General features: G+C 61.6%; 17 protein-coding genes. 16 read left to right on the forward strand and 1 reads right to left on the reverse strand.

The annotated features are described in order from the left end of the window. Nucleotides 1-58 precede the first annotated feature (58 nt). A complete protein-coding gene (locus tag ICY20_RS09470; RefSeq protein ID WP_194937347.1) occupies nt 59-316 on the reverse strand; it encodes a DUF6124 family protein in 258 nt (85 codons plus the stop codon). 356 nt (nt 317-672) lie between these two features. On the opposite strand from ICY20_RS09470, the gene ICY20_RS09475 reads away from it, so the two are divergent. From ICY20_RS09475 to urtE, 16 genes are all read left to right on the forward strand, one after another. Further along, nucleotides 673-981, forward strand: a complete 309-nt coding sequence (locus ICY20_RS09475) for a type II toxin-antitoxin system RelE/ParE family toxin (RefSeq protein ID WP_194937348.1) — start codon at nt 673-675, stop codon at nt 979-981. Beyond that, a complete protein-coding gene (locus ICY20_RS09480) occupies nt 978-1265 on the forward strand; it encodes an addiction module antidote protein (protein WP_122487420.1) in 288 nt (95 codons plus the stop codon). Before ICY20_RS09475 ends, ICY20_RS09480 begins: the two co-directional genes overlap by 4 nt. A 92-nt stretch (nt 1266-1357) precedes the next feature. After that, nucleotides 1358-1753: a DUF2946 domain-containing protein gene (locus tag ICY20_RS09485; protein WP_194937349.1), complete on the forward strand. Its 396-nt coding sequence runs from the start codon at nt 1358-1360 to the stop codon at nt 1751-1753. Nucleotides 1754-1799: 46 nt separating this feature from the next. After that, nucleotides 1800-2282 (forward strand): copper chaperone PCu(A)C, encoded by a 483-nt coding sequence (locus ICY20_RS09490; RefSeq protein WP_194937350.1) that lies wholly within the window; start codon nt 1800-1802, stop codon nt 2280-2282. 11 nt (nt 2283-2293) lie between these two features. Then, nucleotides 2294-2683, forward strand: a complete 390-nt coding sequence (locus ICY20_RS09495) for a DUF2946 domain-containing protein (RefSeq protein ID WP_194937351.1) — start codon at nt 2294-2296, stop codon at nt 2681-2683. A gap of 95 nt (nt 2684-2778) precedes the next feature. Next, the gene (locus ICY20_RS09500) at nt 2779-4815 is read left to right on the forward strand and encodes a TonB-dependent copper receptor (RefSeq protein WP_194937352.1); all 2037 of its coding nucleotides are present in this window, start codon (nt 2779-2781) and stop codon (nt 4813-4815) included. A gap of 88 nt (nt 4816-4903) precedes the next feature. After that, complete coding sequence (locus tag ICY20_RS09505) at nt 4904-6286, forward strand: PepSY-associated TM helix domain-containing protein (protein WP_159962683.1); 1383 nt, start codon at nt 4904-4906, stop codon at nt 6284-6286. 149 nt (nt 6287-6435) lie between these two features. Continuing rightward, a complete protein-coding gene (locus ICY20_RS09510; RefSeq protein WP_159962684.1) occupies nt 6436-8544 on the forward strand; it encodes a TonB-dependent receptor in 2109 nt (702 codons plus the stop codon). A 139-nt stretch (nt 8545-8683) separates the two neighbouring features. Continuing rightward, nucleotides 8684-9466: an ABC transporter ATP-binding protein gene (locus tag ICY20_RS09515; RefSeq protein ID WP_194937353.1), complete on the forward strand. Its 783-nt coding sequence runs from the start codon at nt 8684-8686 to the stop codon at nt 9464-9466. After that, nucleotides 9463-10410 (forward strand): ABC transporter substrate-binding protein, encoded by a 948-nt coding sequence (locus tag ICY20_RS09520; protein WP_194937354.1) that lies wholly within the window; start codon nt 9463-9465, stop codon nt 10408-10410. Before ICY20_RS09515 ends, ICY20_RS09520 begins: the two co-directional genes overlap by 4 nt. After that, the gene (locus tag ICY20_RS09525) at nt 10407-11417 is read left to right on the forward strand and encodes a FecCD family ABC transporter permease (RefSeq protein ID WP_194937355.1); all 1011 of its coding nucleotides are present in this window, start codon (nt 10407-10409) and stop codon (nt 11415-11417) included. Before ICY20_RS09520 ends, ICY20_RS09525 begins: the two co-directional genes overlap by 4 nt. A gap of 183 nt (nt 11418-11600) precedes the next feature. Beyond that, nucleotides 11601-12866 (forward strand): urea ABC transporter substrate-binding protein, encoded by a 1266-nt coding sequence (urtA, locus tag ICY20_RS09530; protein WP_194937356.1) that lies wholly within the window; start codon nt 11601-11603, stop codon nt 12864-12866. A gap of 130 nt (nt 12867-12996) precedes the next feature. Continuing rightward, nucleotides 12997-14499, forward strand: coding sequence for an urea ABC transporter permease subunit UrtB (urtB, locus tag ICY20_RS09535; protein WP_159962689.1), 1503 nt, complete (start codon nt 12997-12999; stop codon nt 14497-14499). Next, on the forward strand, nt 14499-15566 hold the full coding sequence (urtC, locus tag ICY20_RS09540; RefSeq protein WP_194937357.1) for an urea ABC transporter permease subunit UrtC: 1068 nt from the start codon (nt 14499-14501) through the stop codon (nt 15564-15566). Before urtB ends, urtC begins: the two co-directional genes overlap by 1 nt. 8 nt (nt 15567-15574) lie before the next feature. Continuing rightward, a complete protein-coding gene (gene urtD / locus ICY20_RS09545; protein WP_159962691.1) occupies nt 15575-16396 on the forward strand; it encodes an urea ABC transporter ATP-binding protein UrtD in 822 nt (273 codons plus the stop codon). 122 nt (nt 16397-16518) lie between these two features. Beyond that, nucleotides 16519-17217: an urea ABC transporter ATP-binding subunit UrtE gene (urtE, locus tag ICY20_RS09550; RefSeq protein ID WP_159962692.1), complete on the forward strand. Its 699-nt coding sequence runs from the start codon at nt 16519-16521 to the stop codon at nt 17215-17217. Nucleotides 17218-17226 lie beyond the last annotated feature (9 nt).

Below are 17226 nucleotides of genomic sequence, written 5' to 3' on the forward strand. Positions count from 1 at the left end.
CGCCATCGGGGGCAAGTCGAATCGTCGCACCGCCCCTCCCACATTTTGAGCTACGTTGTTAGCAGCTAGCGGCGTACTCCTGCCCAATGCCAGCGTGCACACGATCAGCCAACAACTGCGCCAGCTCAATCAACTGCGCAACGCTCAGCAACTCCTCTCGTTTAGAACCTTCCAGACCAAACGCAAGATCACAGCTCAGTGCATTGGCCGAGGCGAGAGTTTCGCTGAGGTTGATTAGCAGGTCTTCGGTGCTTATGCCGTCGGCTACGGTGAATAGCCGGATGGGGGCTTTAGAGTTAAGGGTTGATTCAGTCATGGTGACGCTCCGTGAGAAAAAATAGAGGCGCCTTAATGCTTGCGGGCCGCGACGCCCGGCCGCTGCGTTTGCAGCGGTGTACGAAGACTAGAGATCGAGTGTCCTAGGGACAACCTCAAAGGCTTGTCGGAAATTTCTGCTTATCCAATTAACCCGCCTAACCGCCATCCACTTGGCCTCGCCCCGAAAAGCCGAATCATCCTACAAACCCTTCCGAACTGGCTGGCTAGCTCAGCCAAAAGCCCCCGCCCTAACCTCCCCGCTCGCGGTTTTGAGTCAACCAGCCGCAGTGGGGATGCCTGCTTTTGCAGTGCGTCGCAACTTGCCATCGTGTATCCCAAGGAATACGATCAAAGATGATTCATTTCAAGAAATCCAAAGAATTTCAGGAGTGGTTCGTATCATTACGCAGTAATCCTGCCCGCGTCCGTGTGATGACAAGGATAGATAACGCAACATATGGAAATTTTGGCGACTGTGAGTCTGTAGGAAACGGCGTATCAGAAATGCGCATCCACTACGGACCCGGGTACCGGATTTACTTCACGCGTAAGGGCGATGTGGTTTACCTCCTGCTGATAGGAGGTGATAAATCAACACAGAAGCGCGACATCCAACACGCGAAGAAAATTGCTGATGACTTTGAAAAACGGAGTAACCCATGACCGAATTTACTGATTTCGACGTCGCGGAATACCTCAAGACCCCCGAAGACATGGCCGAGTATCTTGAAGCCGCCTTCGAAGAGGATTGCGGGGATGGACTGCTGATTCGTACAGCCCTGAACAACATCGCCCGCGCCCAAGGCATGACCCAAGTAGCCCGCGACGCCGGCCTCGGACGAGAAAGCCTATACAAAGCCCTATCCACCACTGGCAACCCCGAGTTTGCGACTATCATGAAAGTCATGAAAGCGCTGGGCCTCAAACTTCACGCCACGGCGGTCTGACTGCGACACCAAACCACACCACCCCTTTTTACTTATCCCCTACGATCAGGCTAAATACCCGCCTGATCGTTTAACCCTACGGATTGTCCGCCATGGCCCGTCAACGCTTTGCAATCGTCTGGATCGCCTGCTTCGCAGTGTTGTTCAACGCCTTTGCCATGCCGATGGCCGGTGCAATGCAGCAGTCGGATGACCCGGTCAAGCAACTGATGTGGGGCGGTTTCTGCTCCTCCAACGGCGCCAGTCTCAAGACCATCGCGCTGGGCAAGCTGGAAATTCCCGCGCCGCAGCAGGACGATCACTCCACCATGCAGCATTGCTGGTGTTGCTCGGGCTCGGCGCCGTTGGTGGCGTTGCCGGGGCATGTGCCGCAGTTGTATGTCGCGCACTTCAATACCTCACAGAGCTTGCCGCCGCCCCAGCTGCAAAACCCTACCCCGCGCCAGCAATGGCCGAGCCTCAACCCCCGCGCCTCTCCCACGGTCTGATTTATTCGCAAGTGAACTGCGTTTAAAACCGTTTTGGAGAACTGCCATGCTCAAATCTTCCCTGCTTCTGGCCGCGTTGTTGCTGCCGGTGTTCAGTGCTGCCAATGCCGATGACTACAAGGCCGGCGACCTGTTGGTCAGCGATCCGTGGTCCCAGGAGTTGCCGCCGAATGCGCCGACCGTCGCGGCGTACTTTGTGATTCATAACACCGGCGAAAGTCCCGACCGCCTGCTCAGCGTCGAGACGCCGGTGGCAGACAAGGCCGAGCTGCATGAACACGTCATGCAGGGCGACTTGATGAAGATGCAGCAAGTACCCAGCGTGGCCGTACCGGCCAAGGGTGACCTGACCTTCGCGCCGATGGCTTATCACGTGATGCTTGTGGGCCTCAAAGACCGCAGCCTGTTGGCCGACGGCAAGCAATTCCCGCTGACCCTCACCTTCGAAAACGCCGGCAAGGTCGAGGTCGAGGTGTCGGTACAGAAAGTACCGCCGATGGCCAGCCACATGCACAAGCACCCTCAATAGGCTGACACTCGATGGGCGCCCCTCGCGCCAGGTTGTCTCCACGCCCACGCTTGATGCGCGGCAGCTGGATCAGCCTGTTCGCCATGCTGATGATCTTTATCGGTCCGCTGATTTCCCAAGCGATGCCGATGGATCATCACGCCGGTATGTCCATGGACATGCCGATGGAACACGGCGAATCCCATCACTCCAAAGCACCGGCCGAACATCACGCCCTCTGGTCCAAGTGCGGCTATTGCGACCTGCTCTACAGCTGCCCCGCCCTGCCCGGCGGTGTATCAACGTTCACCCTCAACCCCCCACCACCCGCCAACGCCCTTACCCCCGCCACGCGCCTGGGCCATGCCCGGCAGAGCATCTTCCCCGGCGCCCGCAGCCGCGCGCCCCCCATCAATGCGTAAGCACTTCACATAGCGCTACTTCACACCGGCCGACCCCAGATAGACAGCCGCAGGCTGCTGGCCGTGTTGTTTACGATTGATTGATGGAACGTGTCATGTCCAGATTGACTGCTGACTCCCGTTTGGGATGTACCCCCGTGCTCGCTGCCCTGTGCGGCGCGCTACTGACCCCCTATGTTCAGGCTGACGAGCACGCCGAGCATGAACTGACCCCCACGGTGATCACTGCGATTGCCCCTAGCTCGCCGCTGACCGTGGTCACCAACCCCAAGGACCCGCGCCAACCGGTGCCCGCCAGCGACGGCGGCGACTACCTCAAGACCATCCCCGGCTTCGCCCTGGTGCGCAACGGCGGCACCAACGGCGACCCGGTGCTGCGCGGCATGTTTGGCTCGCGCCTGAATATCCTCACCAATGGCAGCATGATGCTCGGTGCCTGCCCTGGCCGCATGGACGCGCCCACCTCGTACATTTCCCCGGAAACCTACGACAAACTCACCGTGATCAAAGGCCCGCAAACCGTGCTGTGGGGCCCAGGCGCATCGGCCGGCACCATCCTGTTCGACCGCGAACCGGAGCACTTCGGTGAGCTGGGCACACGCCTCAACGCCAGTGTGCTGGCCGGTTCCAACGGGCGCTTCGACAAGGTCATCGACGCCGCCGCCGGAGGCCCATTGGGCTACGTACGGGTGATCGGCAACCAGGCCCACGCCGACGACTATAAAGACGGCAACAACGACACCGTGGCCTCGCGCTACGACAAGTGGAACGGTGACGTGGCGGTCGGTTTCACCCCCGACACCGACACCCTCCTGGAACTCACCGCCGGCCGTGGCGATGGCGAGGCGCGCTACGCCGGGCGCGGCATGGATGGCTCGCAGTTCCTGCGTGAAAGCCTGGGGCTGCGGTTCGAAAAATCCAACCTCGGCGAAGTGCTGGACAAGGTCGAGGCCCAGGTCTACTACAACTACGCCGACCATGTGATGGACAACTACAGCCTGCGCACGCCGTCGGGCACCGGGATGATGGCCGGGCCGATGGCGTCCAACGTCGACCGCCGTACCCTTGGCGCACGCGTCAAAGCCACCTGGCGCTGGGAAGATGTGCAATTGATCGGCGGCCTGGATGCCCAGACCAACGAACACCGCCAGCGCAGCAGCATGGGCATCGACACCTACAAGGCATTGCCGCGCACCAAAGACGCCAACTTCCACAACTACGGCGTGTTCGGCGAACTCACCTGGTACGCCGCCGACCGCGACCGGCTGATCACCGGCGCCCGCCTGGACCGCGCCTCGGCCAAAGACTTCCGGCAAACCAGCGCCACCGCCGACAAGACCCGGGCCGACACCTTGCCGTCAGGTTTCGTGCGCTATGAGCACGACATCGCCGACACCACCCTCTACGCGGGCCTGGGCCACTCGGAACGCTTTCCCGACTACTGGGAGCTGTTTTCGCCCAATACCGGCGCAGTCGGTTCGGTCAATGCCTTCGACGGTGTGAAGCCAGAGAAGACCACCCAGCTCGACTTCGGCGCGCAGTACAAAGCTGACGACCTCGAAGCCTGGGCCTCGGGCTACATCGGCCGCGTGCAGGACTTCATCCTGTTCGACTACAAGCCCGGGATGATGGGCACCACCTCCCAGGCCCGCAACGTCGACGCGCGCATCATGGGCGGCGAACTGGGTGCGGCCTACAAGCTGACGCGCCACTGGAAAACCGACGCCACCCTGGCCTACGCCTGGGGCAAAAACAGCAGTGACGGCAAGGCCCTGCCGCAAATGCCGCCACTGGATGCGCGCCTTGGCCTCACCTACAGCGAAGACGACTGGAGCGCCGGCGCGCTGTGGCGCGTGGTCGCCGCGCAAAACCGTATCGACCAAAACAAGGGCAACGTGGTCGGCAAAGACTTCGACAGGAGCGGCGGTTTTGGCGTGTTCTCGCTGAACGCTGCGTACCGCATCAATAAAAACTTCAAGGTCAGCACCGGCGTCGACAACCTGTTCGGCAAAGCCTACGCCGAGCACTTGAACCTGGCTGGCAACGCCGGCTTCGGCTACCCGGCCAGCGACCCACAGGCCATCAAGGAGCCGGGGCGCACCCTCTGGACTAAAATCGACATGAGTTTCTAAAGCACCGCAGTAGGCGTCGGCCTTACCGACAAAGGGGTTGCCTGGCAGCCCCACTTACAAGATCCATCACCTTGCGGAGCACAACCTGATGAGCACTCAAAAAATCTCGTTCTACAACCTGGCCTGGCGCTGGCATTTTTATGCCGGGCTATTTGTGGCCCCTTTTATGGTGCTGTTGGCGCTGACCGGCATCATCTACCTGTTCAAACCCCAGCTTGACCCGCTGATGTACGGCGACCTACTCACCGTGCCGGCCGCCGAGCACGCGCTAAGCGCCGATGAACAACTGGTGCGCGCCAAGCTGGCCTATCCCCAGGGCGTGGTCAGCCAATACCTGCCCCCGGTCAGCCCCACCCGCAGCGCGCAATTCGTGGTGCACAACGAGGGGCGCGAACTGACGGTATTCGTCGACCCCTACCGCGGCACCGTGCTGGGCGAACAGGACGCCAAATACAACCTGCAAGCCATCGCCCGCGCGCTGCACGGCGAATTGATGATCGGCACCACCGGCGACCGGCTGATCGAACTCGCCGCCGGTTGGGGCGTGATGCTGGTGGTGTCGGGCCTGTACCTGTGGTGGCCGCGCGGCAAGTCGTCGGCCGGGGTGCTGTGGCCACGCTTGAGCAGTCGTGGCCGGGTGTTCTGGCGCGACCTGCATGCAGTCACCGGCTTCTGGGGTGCGGGTCTGTTGCTGGTCATGCTGCTCAGCGGCATGACCTGGACCGGTTTCTGGGGTAAGCAATACGCCGAACTGTGGAATAAATTCCCTGCCGCGATGTGGACCGACGTGCCGAAGTCGGACCAGCAGGCGGGTGCACTCAATAGCGCCCATCAACAGACCGTGCCCTGGGCCATGGAAAACACGCCGATGCCCGTGTCCGGCGCCCACGCCGAACACATGAACCATGGCGCGATGCACTCAGGCCCTGCCGCGCCAACCGTACGCCTGCAACAGGTGGTCGACCTGGCCACCTCGCGCAAGGTCGAGCCCGGCTACAGCATCACCTTCCCCACCACCGCCGAGGGCGTTTTCACCATCGCGGTGTTCGCCGACGACCCTCGCAATGACGCCACCCTGCATGTGGACCAATACACCGGCAAAGTACTGGCCGATGTGCGCTGGGAGCACTACAACCTCGTCGCACGCGCCACCGAAACCGGCGTGATGCTGCACGAAGGCAAGATGTTCGGCTGGGTCAACCAACTGATCGTATTGCTGATCTGCCTGATGATCCTGCTCAGCGCCGTCAGCGGTGTGGTGATCTGGTGGAAGCGTCGCCCGCAAGGCGGCCTTGGCGTTCCGCCGTTGCGCCATGACCTGCCGAAGTGGAAAACCGCGATGGTGATCATGCTCGCACTGGCGATCATTTTCCCGTTGGTGGGCGCTTCATTGATCGCGGTGTGGGCCTTGGATCGCCTGATCCTGTCGCGCTTTTTTGCGCAACATGAATCCGCCTCAGGTTCGGCATGAACCCGGCGAGATGCCCGACACAGAGCACTTCTGTAGCCTTGCGCGACTTTTGTCCCGCAGCGAATAAGTGTTAACTTATAACACTTACTGCGTTATTGTTGCCCGCCGCGCCGAGCGGCGGGCAACCCTCCAAGAAGACTGACCGACCCATGACCAAGTACCTTGCGTGCGGGCTGTGCCTGCTCGCCCTGCATAACAGCGCCCAGGCCCTGACCCTGCCCGCCAGCGCCGTCAACGCGACAGCGGTAGACGACGAACACGTCGACCCCAAGACCCCGACCACCGCCGGCTCACGTCTAAATCTCACAGCCCTGCAAACCCCGGGCAGCGTCGAAAGCCAGACCGGCACGCAGATTCGCGAACGCGGCGACGCCAGCGTGCAGGACGCCATCTCCCGCGCCACCGGCATCAGCCGCACCGGCACACCCGGCGATGGCGGCACCTCACTGTCGGCCCGTGGCTTTACCGGCCAGGGTTCGGTGATGCAGTTGTACGACGGCAACCGCATGTACATGGGCATGGGCACCTCGACCTTCCCGGTAGACACCTGGTCGGTGGAGCGGGTGGACGTACTGCGCGGCCCCGCCTCGGTGCTGTACGGTGAAGGTGCCACGGGTGCGGTGATCAACACCGTGCCGAAAAAGCCGTTTGAAGGCGAGATCGAAAACCACATCCGCCTGGGCTACGGCTCTTACGATCGCCAGCAACAAGCCCTGGACAGCGGCGGTTCGCTGACCGACACCCTGAGCTATCGCCTGAACCTCAACCGCCTGCGCAGCAACGGTTTTATCGACCATGGCGACTCCAGCAGCGACTTCGTCAGCGGCGCGCTGCGCTGGCAGGCGGCAGACAACCTGAGTTTTACCCTGGCCAGCGACTACGGCGACCAACGCCCGCAGAACTACTTCGGCACGCCGCTGATCAACGGCCAATTGCATAAAGGCCTGCGGGACAAAAACTACAACGTCAGCAACGACACCCAGCACTACAACGACCAGTGGACGCACCTGAGCAGCGAGTGGCAGTTGAGCGACAACGTCAGCGCCACCAACGAGCTGTACTACCTGAAAAACCAGCGTCGCTGGCAAAACGCCGAGAACTATAATTTCACCAACGGCCAGCTCACCCGCAGTGGCAACTACGCCATCAAGCACAATCAGGAGCAGGTGGGCGACCGTCAGACGTTCACCTTCAAGCACAGCCTGTTCGGCCTCGACAGCCAGACCGTGGCCGGCGTGGAATACAACCGTATTCGCTTTCGCCTGGCCAGTAACTCGCCGTTTACCGACAGCTTCAGCGACGGCCAAGCCATCGACGTGAACCACCCGGCAGCCGGGCAGTTTGCGAGCAACGACCCGTTCAAGCCGCTGTTCGCGACGACCACCAAAACCGTTGCTGCCTTCGCTGAAAACCGTCTGCAACTCACCGACAAGTTGGCACTGGTGACCGGTATCCGCCGTGACTACGCCCACGTCGAGCGCGATGATCTACGCGATGGCAGCCAGGCTGACAAAACCCTCACCGGCAATAACTGGAAGGCCGGGCTGGTGTATGCGATCACACCAGACATCTCTATCTATGGTCAGCAAGCCACCAGTACCGATGGGGTCGGCGGCTTGATTTCCTTGAGCCAGGGCCAGCAACAATTCGACCTGTCCACCGCCAAGCAGACCGAAATCGGCATCAAGCAAACCTTCTGGGACCAGCGCGGTGAATGGACCCTGGCCGCCTACCACATCGTCAAAAAGAAACTGCTCACCGACGTACCCGGCAACCCGGACCTCAAGCAGCAAGTCGGCCAGCAATCCTCCCGTGGCCTGGAAGCAAGCCTTGATCTGCAACTGCCACACGCCTGGCAGCTGCAAGCCAACGCGGCCATCGTGCATGCGCAGTACGACGACTTCGATCAGGCGGTGAACGGCGTACAGGTCTCCCGCGACGGCAACCGCCCGGTGGATGTACCGCGCCGCACCGCCAACCTGTGGTTGAGCAAGGCGGTGACCGACGACATCCGCGCCGGTGCCGGGGTGCGTTATGTGGATGCGCGATACGCCGACATGGCCAATCAGAACGAGCTGCCGAGCTACACGGTAGTGGATGCCACGGTGTCGTGGAAAGCCATGCGCAATACCACCCTGGGCCTGCAGTTGAATAACCTGTTTGATCGCACCTATGCCGTCAGCCAATACAATGACGGCCAACAGTGGATTCTGGGCGAACCGCGCTCGTTCTTCGTCACGGCGGACTACACCTTCTAACCACACTCAACACCGTTCAAATGTGGGAGGGGGCTTGCTCCCGATGGCGGATTACCTGTGCAGGATGTGTTGACTGACACACTGCTATCGGGAGCAAGCCCCCTCCCACATTTGGACTGTGTTGGACTTGAGAGAAACGATGACATCGCTAAGCCTCACCGACCTCAACTGGTCCCCAACCAGCCACTGCCATCACCAGTTCCACCTGCGTGACGCCAGCCTGCAAGTCGGTGCGGGGGAATTCGTCGGCCTGATCGGCCCCAATGGCAGCGGCAAGACCAGCCTGCTGCGTTGCGCGTATCGGTTCACTAAACCGGCACAGGGTGACGTGCTGCTCGAACATCAAAACGTGTGGAAACAGAGTGCCAAGTGGTGCGCCCAACGCATCGCCGTGGTGCTCCAGGAATTTCCCGACGCCTTCGGCCTGCGCGTAGACGAAGTGGTCGCCATGGGCCGCACACCCCACAAGGGTTTGTTCGATGGCGACACGTTACGCGACAGACAGCTGGTGCAAACCGCCTTGGAGTCGGTGGGCATGCAGGGCTTTGAAGACCACGCCTTCGCCACGCTCTCCGGCGGTGAAAAGCAACGCGTGATCCTGGCTCGCGCCCTGGCCCAGCAGCCTCAATTGCTGATCCTCGACGAACCCACCAACCATCTCGACCCGCGCTATCAGCTTGAACTGCTCAGGCGGGTCAAGCGCCTGAACATCGGCACCCTGGCCAGCATTCACGACCTCAACCTGGCGGCTGCATTTTGTGATCGCCTCTACGTGATCAACCACGGGCGCATCGTCGCCTGCGGCACGCCCCATCAAGTGCTGACGGTCGAGTTGCTGCGCGATGTGTTTGGCGTCGAGGCCTTGATAGACACCCACCCCCTGTCCGGCTACCCCCGAATCACCTGGATAACCCAACCATGATCCTGCGCGCTTTACTGTCCCTCACCGTGCTGTTCGGTACGGCCCAAGCCTTCGCTGAAGCCACCCATTACCCGCTGACGATCAAAAGTTGCAACCGCAACGTGACCTTCCAGCAAGCACCGCAACACGCGGTCAGCCACGACATCAACATGACCCAGATGATGCTCGCCCTGGGCCTCAAGCCGCGCATGGTCGGCTACAGCGGGGTGACCGGGTGGAAGTCGGTCACCCCGCAAATGGCCGAGACGCTGGACGGCCTGCCGGAACTGGCGAGCAAATACCCCTCGGTGGAAACCCTGCTCAATGCCAATGTGGATTTTTTCTTCGCCGGCTGGGACTACGGCATGCGCGTGGGCGGCGACCTCACGCCGAGCACCCTGCAACCGCTGGGTATCAATGTGTATGAGCTGACCGAATCCTGCGCCTTCGTGATGAAGCGCCCGGCCGCGACGTTGGAAGACACCTATAACGACCTGCGCAACCTGGGCAAGATCTTCGACGTGCAAGACCGCGCCAATACCCTGATCGCGCAGATGCAGGCACAGGTCGGCGAGGTGCAAAAAGACCTGCCTGCCGACAAACCGCGCGTGTTCCTCTATGACAGTGGCGAAGACCGCGCCATGACGTCCGGCCGCCTGGACATGCCCCAGGCGCTGATCGAGGCGGCGGGTGGGCGCAATATCCTCGATGACATTGACGCCAGCTGGACCCGCGTTAACTGGGAGACCGTGGTAGAGCGCAACCCGCAGGTGATCGTGATCGTCGACTACAGCGAAATCACCGCCGAACAAAAGCAGGCCTTTTTAATGAATAACCCGGCGCTGCAAGCCGTAGACGCCATCAGGAATCAGCGCTTTATCGTGATTCCCTATGTGCAAGCCACGCCGGGTATCGATAACGTGCTGGCCGTCGAGACCTTGGCCAAGGGGTTCCACGGCGAATGATGACTCGTCGCTACGCCTTGTTGCTTACCGCGTTGGCGGCGGTGTTGCTGGTGTCTTGCATCATCTCCCTGGGGTTTGGCCCGGCGCGGGTGCCGGTCGAGGTGGTGTGGCGCATCGTAGCGTACAAGGCCTTCGGCGTCGGCGAGGTCAATTGGTCGGCGGGGCAGGAACACATCGTCTGGCTGATCCGCGTGCCGCGCATGCTGCTCGGCGCCTTGGTTGGGGCTGGGTTGGCGTTGATCGGGGCGGTGTTGCAGGCCGTCACGCGCAACCCGCTGGCCGACCCGCACTTGCTGGGCGTGACCTCCGGCGCCACGCTGGGCGCAGTGGTCGTGGTGCTGCATGTGGGTGAAGTGATCGGCCTGCTGACCTTGCCTATCGCTGCGTTTATCGGCGCATTGGCGAGCATGCTGGTGGTCTTGGCGGTCGCCAGTCGCAATGGCCGCCTGGAGAGTGATCGCTTGCTGTTGTGCGGGGTGGCGGTGTCATTTGTGATGATGGCCGCCGCCAATCTTTTACTGTTTATGGGCGACCACCGCGCCGCCTCGGCGGTGATGTTCTGGATGCTCGGCGGCCTGGGCCTGGCGCGCTGGGAACTGCTAGCCATCCCCGCCGCCACGGTCGTGTTGGGGCTGTTGGTATTGCTAGGCATGGCGCGCCCGCTCAACGCCTTGATGGCCGGTGAGCAGACCGCCGTGACCCTGGGCCTTAACGCACGCACCGTGCGCTTGAAGGTGTTTGTGGTGGCGTCATTGATGACCGGCGTGCTGGTCTCGATCAGCGGCTCCATCGGCTTTGTCGGGCTGATGATCCCGCACATTGCCCGACGCCTGGTGGGCGCCGAGCATCGACGGTTGCTGCCGGTGTGCGGGGTGCTGGGCAGTCTGTTTCTGGTGTGGGTGGATGTGGCGGCGCGCACCCTGATCGCCCCCGAAGACCTGCCCATCGGCGTCGCCACGGCGGCGATTGGCGGGTTGTTTTTTATCGGTTTGATGCGCAAACACTGAATGCGCCCCGTTGTGGCGCACCCCCCTGCACTCAAGCGCCTCCGGCGCCATTTGATGGTGCGCCTCACTACCCACGCGCGCGGCCGACGCGACGGTTTCATGCCTTTGTGCGACTAGGCACAGCCCTTGCAAACCCTCTTGTATCTGTCCAATAACAACACTTGGGTTCTCGGAGATCGCACCATGAAGCGTCGCAGCTTGATCAAGGCTTTCACTCTTTCGGCATCCATCGCCGCCATGGGCATGACCTGGACAATCCAGGCCGCAGAGACCATCAAGGTCGGCATCCTGCATTCGTTGTCCGGCACCATGGCCATCTCTGAAACGTCGCTTAAAGACATGGCGCTGATGACCATCGACGAGATCAACGCCAAGGGCGGCGTCAACGGCAAAATGCTTGAGCCTGTGGTAGTGGACCCTGCGTCCAACTGGCCGCTGTTCGCCGAAAAGGGCCGCCAGTTGCTGACCCAGGACAAGGTCGCCGTGGTGTTCGGCTGCTGGACCTCGGTGTCGCGCAAATCGGTATTGCCGGTGTTTGAAGAACTCAACGGCCTGCTGTTCTACCCGGTGCAATACGAAGGCGAAGAGATGTCGCCGAACGTGTTCTATACCGGTGCGGCGCCGAACCAGCAGGCGATCCCTGCCGTGGAATACCTGATGAGCGAAGAAGGCGGCGCGGCCAAGCGCTTCTTCCTGCTGGGCACCGACTACGTGTACCCGCGCACCACCAATAAGATTTTGCGCTCGTTCCTGCATTCCAAAGGCGTGGCAGACAAAGACATCGAAGAGGTCTACACCCCGTTCGGCCACGCCGATTACCAGACCATTGTGGCCAACATCAAGAAGTTCTCGGCCGGCGGCAAAACCGCAGTGATTTCCACCGTGAACGGCGACTCCAACGTGCCGTTCTACAAAGAGCTGGCCAACCAGGGCTTGAAAGCCACCGACGTACCGGTGGTAGCGTTCTCGGTGGGTGAAGAAGAACTGCGCGGCATCGACACCAAGCCACTGGTGGGCAACCTCGCGGCCTGGAACTACTTCCAATCGGTGGAAAACCCGGTGAACAAAAAATTCGTCGCCGACTGGAAAGCCTACGCCAAGAAACACAACCTGCCGGGCGCTGACAAAGCCGTGACCAACGACCCGATGGAAGCCACCTACGTGGGCATCCACATGTGGGCGCAGGCAGCGGAGAAAGCCAAGTCCACCGACGTCGACAAGGTGCGTGAAGCACTGGGCGGGCAGACCTTTGCCGCACCGTCGGGCTTTACCCTGACCATGGACAAGACCAACCACCACCTGCACAAGCCGGTGATGATCGGTGAGATTCAGGCCGATGGGCAGTTCTCTGTTGTGTGGCAGACCAACGAGCCGATTCGTGCACAGCCGTGGAGCCCTTACATTCCGGGCAATGACAAAAAGCCGGATCACGCCGTCAAGAGCAACTAAGAACCATGTGGGAGGGGGCTTGCTCCCGATGGCGGAGTGTCAGTCAACACAGTTTTCGCTGATCCACCGCCATCGGGGGCAAGCCCCCTCCCACATAAAGCCAGTCCGTGCATGATCAGGACATTTTGTTATGCCCACTGCCCTCTGCCGCTTCATCCTCACGGCCCTGCTGTTGCTGCCTTTCGCCGCACACGCCAGCGACGCCGAAGACTTCCTGTCCGCCAACCCCAGCCAACAAGCCAAGCTGCTCCAGGACTGGGCCGCCCAGCCCGACCCGGCGCGTATCGAGTTGGTGGATGCCCTGCAACAAGGTCAACTGACGGTCAACGGTGAAACCAGGACCGTGCGCCTGAACAACCGCCTGCGCGGCCTGATCGACAACGTCCAGGCCAGCCAGCAGTTGCTCGCCGCTGACCCCAAAGTACGCCTCGCTGCCGCGCAAACCCTGCAAAAAAGCGCACAACCTGCGCAGCTCAAATTCCTCGACCAGCAGGTCGCCAGCGAAAGCAACGAGGACGTACACACCGCCCTCAGCCTGGCCCTGGCCAACCTGCAACTGGTCGACCCAGACCCAGCGGTGCGCCTCGCTGCCGTGCGCCTGCTGGGCAATACCGGCGACCCACTGGCCCGCACGCGCCTGGAAGCCCTGCTCGCCCCCGGCGTCGAAACCGATGCCGCCGTGCACACCGCTGCCGAAACCAGCCTGGCCCAGGTCAAACGCAAACTGATGCTCGGCGAGATCCTCGGGCAAGCCTTCAGCGGCATGTCCCTGGGCTCGATCCTGTTGCTGGCGGCCCTGGGCTTGGCGATCACATTCGGCCTGCTCGGCGTGATCAACATGGCCCACGGCGAGATGCTGATGCTCGGCGCCTACTCCACCTATGTGGTGCAGTTGATGATGCAGCGCTATGTGCCGCAAGCCATCGAGTTCTACCCGCTGATCGCGCTGCCGGTGGCGTTTTTTGTCACCGCCGCCATCGGCATGGCGCTGGAACGCACGGTGATTCGCCACCTCTACGGCCGGCCGCTGGAAACCCTGCTCGCCACCTGGGGCATCAGCCTGATGCTGATCCAGTTGGTACGTTTGGTGTTCGGTGCGCAGAACGTTGAGGTGTCGAACCCTGAGTGGCTGTCCGGCGGGATTCAAGTACTGCCCAACCTGGTGCTGCCGTACAACCGCATCGTGATCATCGCCTTCGCGCTGTGCGTGGTGGTACTGACCTGGCTGCTGCTGAACAAGACACGCCTGGGCCTTAACGTGCGTGCCGTCACCCAAAACCGCAACATGGCGGCATGCTGCGGCGTGCCCACCGGGCGCGTGGACATGCTCGCGTTTGGCCTGGGCTCCGGCATCGCCGGCCTGGGTGGCGTGGCGCTCAGCCAGATCGGCAACGTCGGCCCGGACCTGGGCCAGAGCTACATCATCGACTCGTTCCTCGTGGTGGTACTCGGCGGTGTCGGCCAGTTGGCCGGTAGCGTGATGGCCGCCTTCGGGCTGGGCATCGCCAACAAAATCCTGGAACCGCAGATCGGCGCCGTGCTCGGCAAGATCCTGATCCTCGCGCTGATCATTCTGTTTATCCAGAAACGCCCGCAGGGACTCTTCGCACTGAAAGGACGGGTGATTGACTGATGAACCAGCCATTGATGCTCACGGCCGCGCAGAAGGCCGGCCCCAAGGTGACGATTGCGGTGGGTGCGGTGATTCTCGCGCTGCTGCTGGCACTCCCGTTGTGCTCGCTGCTGCCTGCGGAACACCCGCTGCATGTATCGGCCTATACCCTGACGCTGGTGGGCAAGATCCTCTGCTACGCCATCGTCGCCCTCGCCCTGGACCTGGTGTGGGGTTACGCCGGGATGCTCTCCCTCGGCCACGGTTTGTTCTTCGCCCTCGGCGGTTATGCCATGGGGATGTACCTGATGCGCCAGGCCTCGGGGGATGAGTTACCCGCGTTCATGACGTTCTTGTCGTGGACCGAATTGCCCTGGTATTGGGTTGGCACCGAGCACTTCCTCTGGGCCATGTGCCTGGTGGTGTTGGCGCCGGGGTTGCTCGCGTTGGTGTTCGGGTTCTTTGCCTTTCGTTCGCGGATCAAGGGCGTGTATTTCTCGATCATGACTCAAGCGCTGACCTTTGCCGGGATGCTGTTGTTCTTTCGCAACGAGACTGGTTTTGGCGGCAATAACGGCTTCACTAACTTTCGCAGCATCCTCGGCTTTGGCATTACCGAGCCGGGCACGCGGGCGGTGCTGTTCGTCGCCACAGTGCTGTTGCTGGTGGCGAGCCTGTTCATTGGCTGGCGCCTGGCCCGAAGCAAATTCGGCCGGGTGCTGACAGCGTTGCGCGATGCCGAAAACCGCCTGATGTTCTGTGGCTACGACCCACGCGGCTTCAAGCTATTTGTGTGGGTGCTGAGCGCGGTGCTGTGTGGTTTGGCCGGGGCGCTGTATGTGCCGCAGGTGGGCATTATCAACCCCAGCGAAATGTCGCCGACCAACTCCATCGAAGCTGCCGTCTGGGTGGCCCTCGGTGGGCGCGGCACGCTGATCGGCCCGCTGCTGGGCGCGGGTGTCGTGAACGGCATGAAGAGCTGGTTCACCGTGGCCTTCCCGGAATACTGGCTGTTCTTCCTGGGCGCGCTGTTCATCATCGTCACCCTGTACCTGCCCAAGGGCGTGATCGGGCTGCTGAAGAAGTGAGGAACGTCATGCTTGAACCTATTTTCGATGCCGGCAGCGGCCGCGATGCCATCGGCATTGGCCAGGCGGCAGGCCCGGGCCTCAACACCCGCCACGGCACCATCCTGACCCTTGAAGACATCAGCGTCAGCTTCGACGGTTTCAAGGCCCTCAACGACTTGAACTTGTACATCGGCGTCGGCGAATTGCGCTGCATCATCGGCCCCAATGGCGCGGGCAAGACCACACTGATGGACGTGATCACCGGCAAGACCCGCCCCAGCCACGGCACCGCCTGGTTTGGTGAAAACATCGATTTGACCAGCATGAGCGAAGTGCAGATCGCCCAGGCTGGCATCGGCCGCAAGTTCCAGAAGCCCACGGTGTTCGAAGCCTTGAGCGTGTTCGAAAACCTGGAGCTGGCGCAGAAGACCGACAAGTCCGTGTGGGCCAGCCTGCGCGCACGCCTGAGCGGCGAGCAGAAAGACCGAATCGACGAAGTGCTCGACACCATCCGCCTGACCGCCTCGGCACAGCGCCCGGCGGGGCTCTTGTCCCACGGCCAGAAGCAGTTCCTGGAAATCGGCATGCTGCTGATGCAAGACCCGCAACTGTTGCTGCTGGACGAACCGGTGGCGGGCATGACCGACGCCGAAACCGAATTCACCGCCGACCTGTTCAAGCGCCTGGCGGGCAAGCACTCGCTGATGGTGGTGGAGCACGACATGGGGTTTGTCGGCGCGATTGCCGACCATGTGACCGTGCTGCACCAGGGCAGCGTGCTGGCCGAGGGGTCGTTGGAGCAGGTGCAGGAAAACGAGCGGGTGATCGAAGTCTATCTCGGTCGCTGAGGTGCTTTATGTGGGAGGGGGCTCGCCCCCGATTGCAAAGTGTCAGGCACCAAAGATGCCGACTGATCCACCGCCATCGGGGGCAAGCCCCCTCCCACAAGGGATTTGAGGAGGTTTTGAGAATGTTGCAAGTCGACAAGTTGCACCAGTACTACGGCGGTAGCCACATCCTGCGCGGGCTGACTTTTGACGCGAAAATCGGCGAGGTCACCTGCCTGCTCGGTCGTAACGGCGTGGGCAAGACCACCCTGCTCAAATGCCTGATGGGCCTGCTGCCGTCCAAGGAAGGCGCGGTGAATTGGGAAGGCAAGGCCATTACGGGTTTCAAGCCACACCAGCGTGTGCATGCCGGCATTGCCTATGTGCCCCAGGGCCGGGAGATTTTTGGACGGCTCACGGTGGAAGAAAATCTGTTGATGGGTCTGGCCCGCTTCCCCGGTGCCGAAGCCACGGAAGTACCCGTGTTTATTTACGAACTGTTCCCGGTGCTGCTGCAAATGAAACACCGACGTGGCGGCGATCTCTCCGGTGGTCAGCAACAACAGCTCGCCATCGGCCGCGCCCTGGCTAGCCGCCCGCGCCTGTTGATTCTGGATGAGCCCACCGAAGGTATCCAACCCTCGGTGATCAAGGAGATTGGTGCAGTGATCAAGAAGCTCGCCGAGCGCGGCGATATGGCGATTTTGCTGGTGGAGCAGTTCTACGATTTTGCTGCCGAACTGGCCGACCAATACCTGGTGATGTCGCGGGGTGAAATCGTCGCGCAGGGCCGCGGCGAAAATATGGAAGGCGACGGCGTGCGCCGGCTCGTCGCCATTTGATCGGTGCAG

The sequence above is a fragment of the Pseudomonas pisciculturae genome, from assembly GCF_015461805.1.
Lineage (GTDB): Bacteria > Pseudomonadota > Gammaproteobacteria > Pseudomonadales > Pseudomonadaceae > Aquipseudomonas > Aquipseudomonas pisciculturae.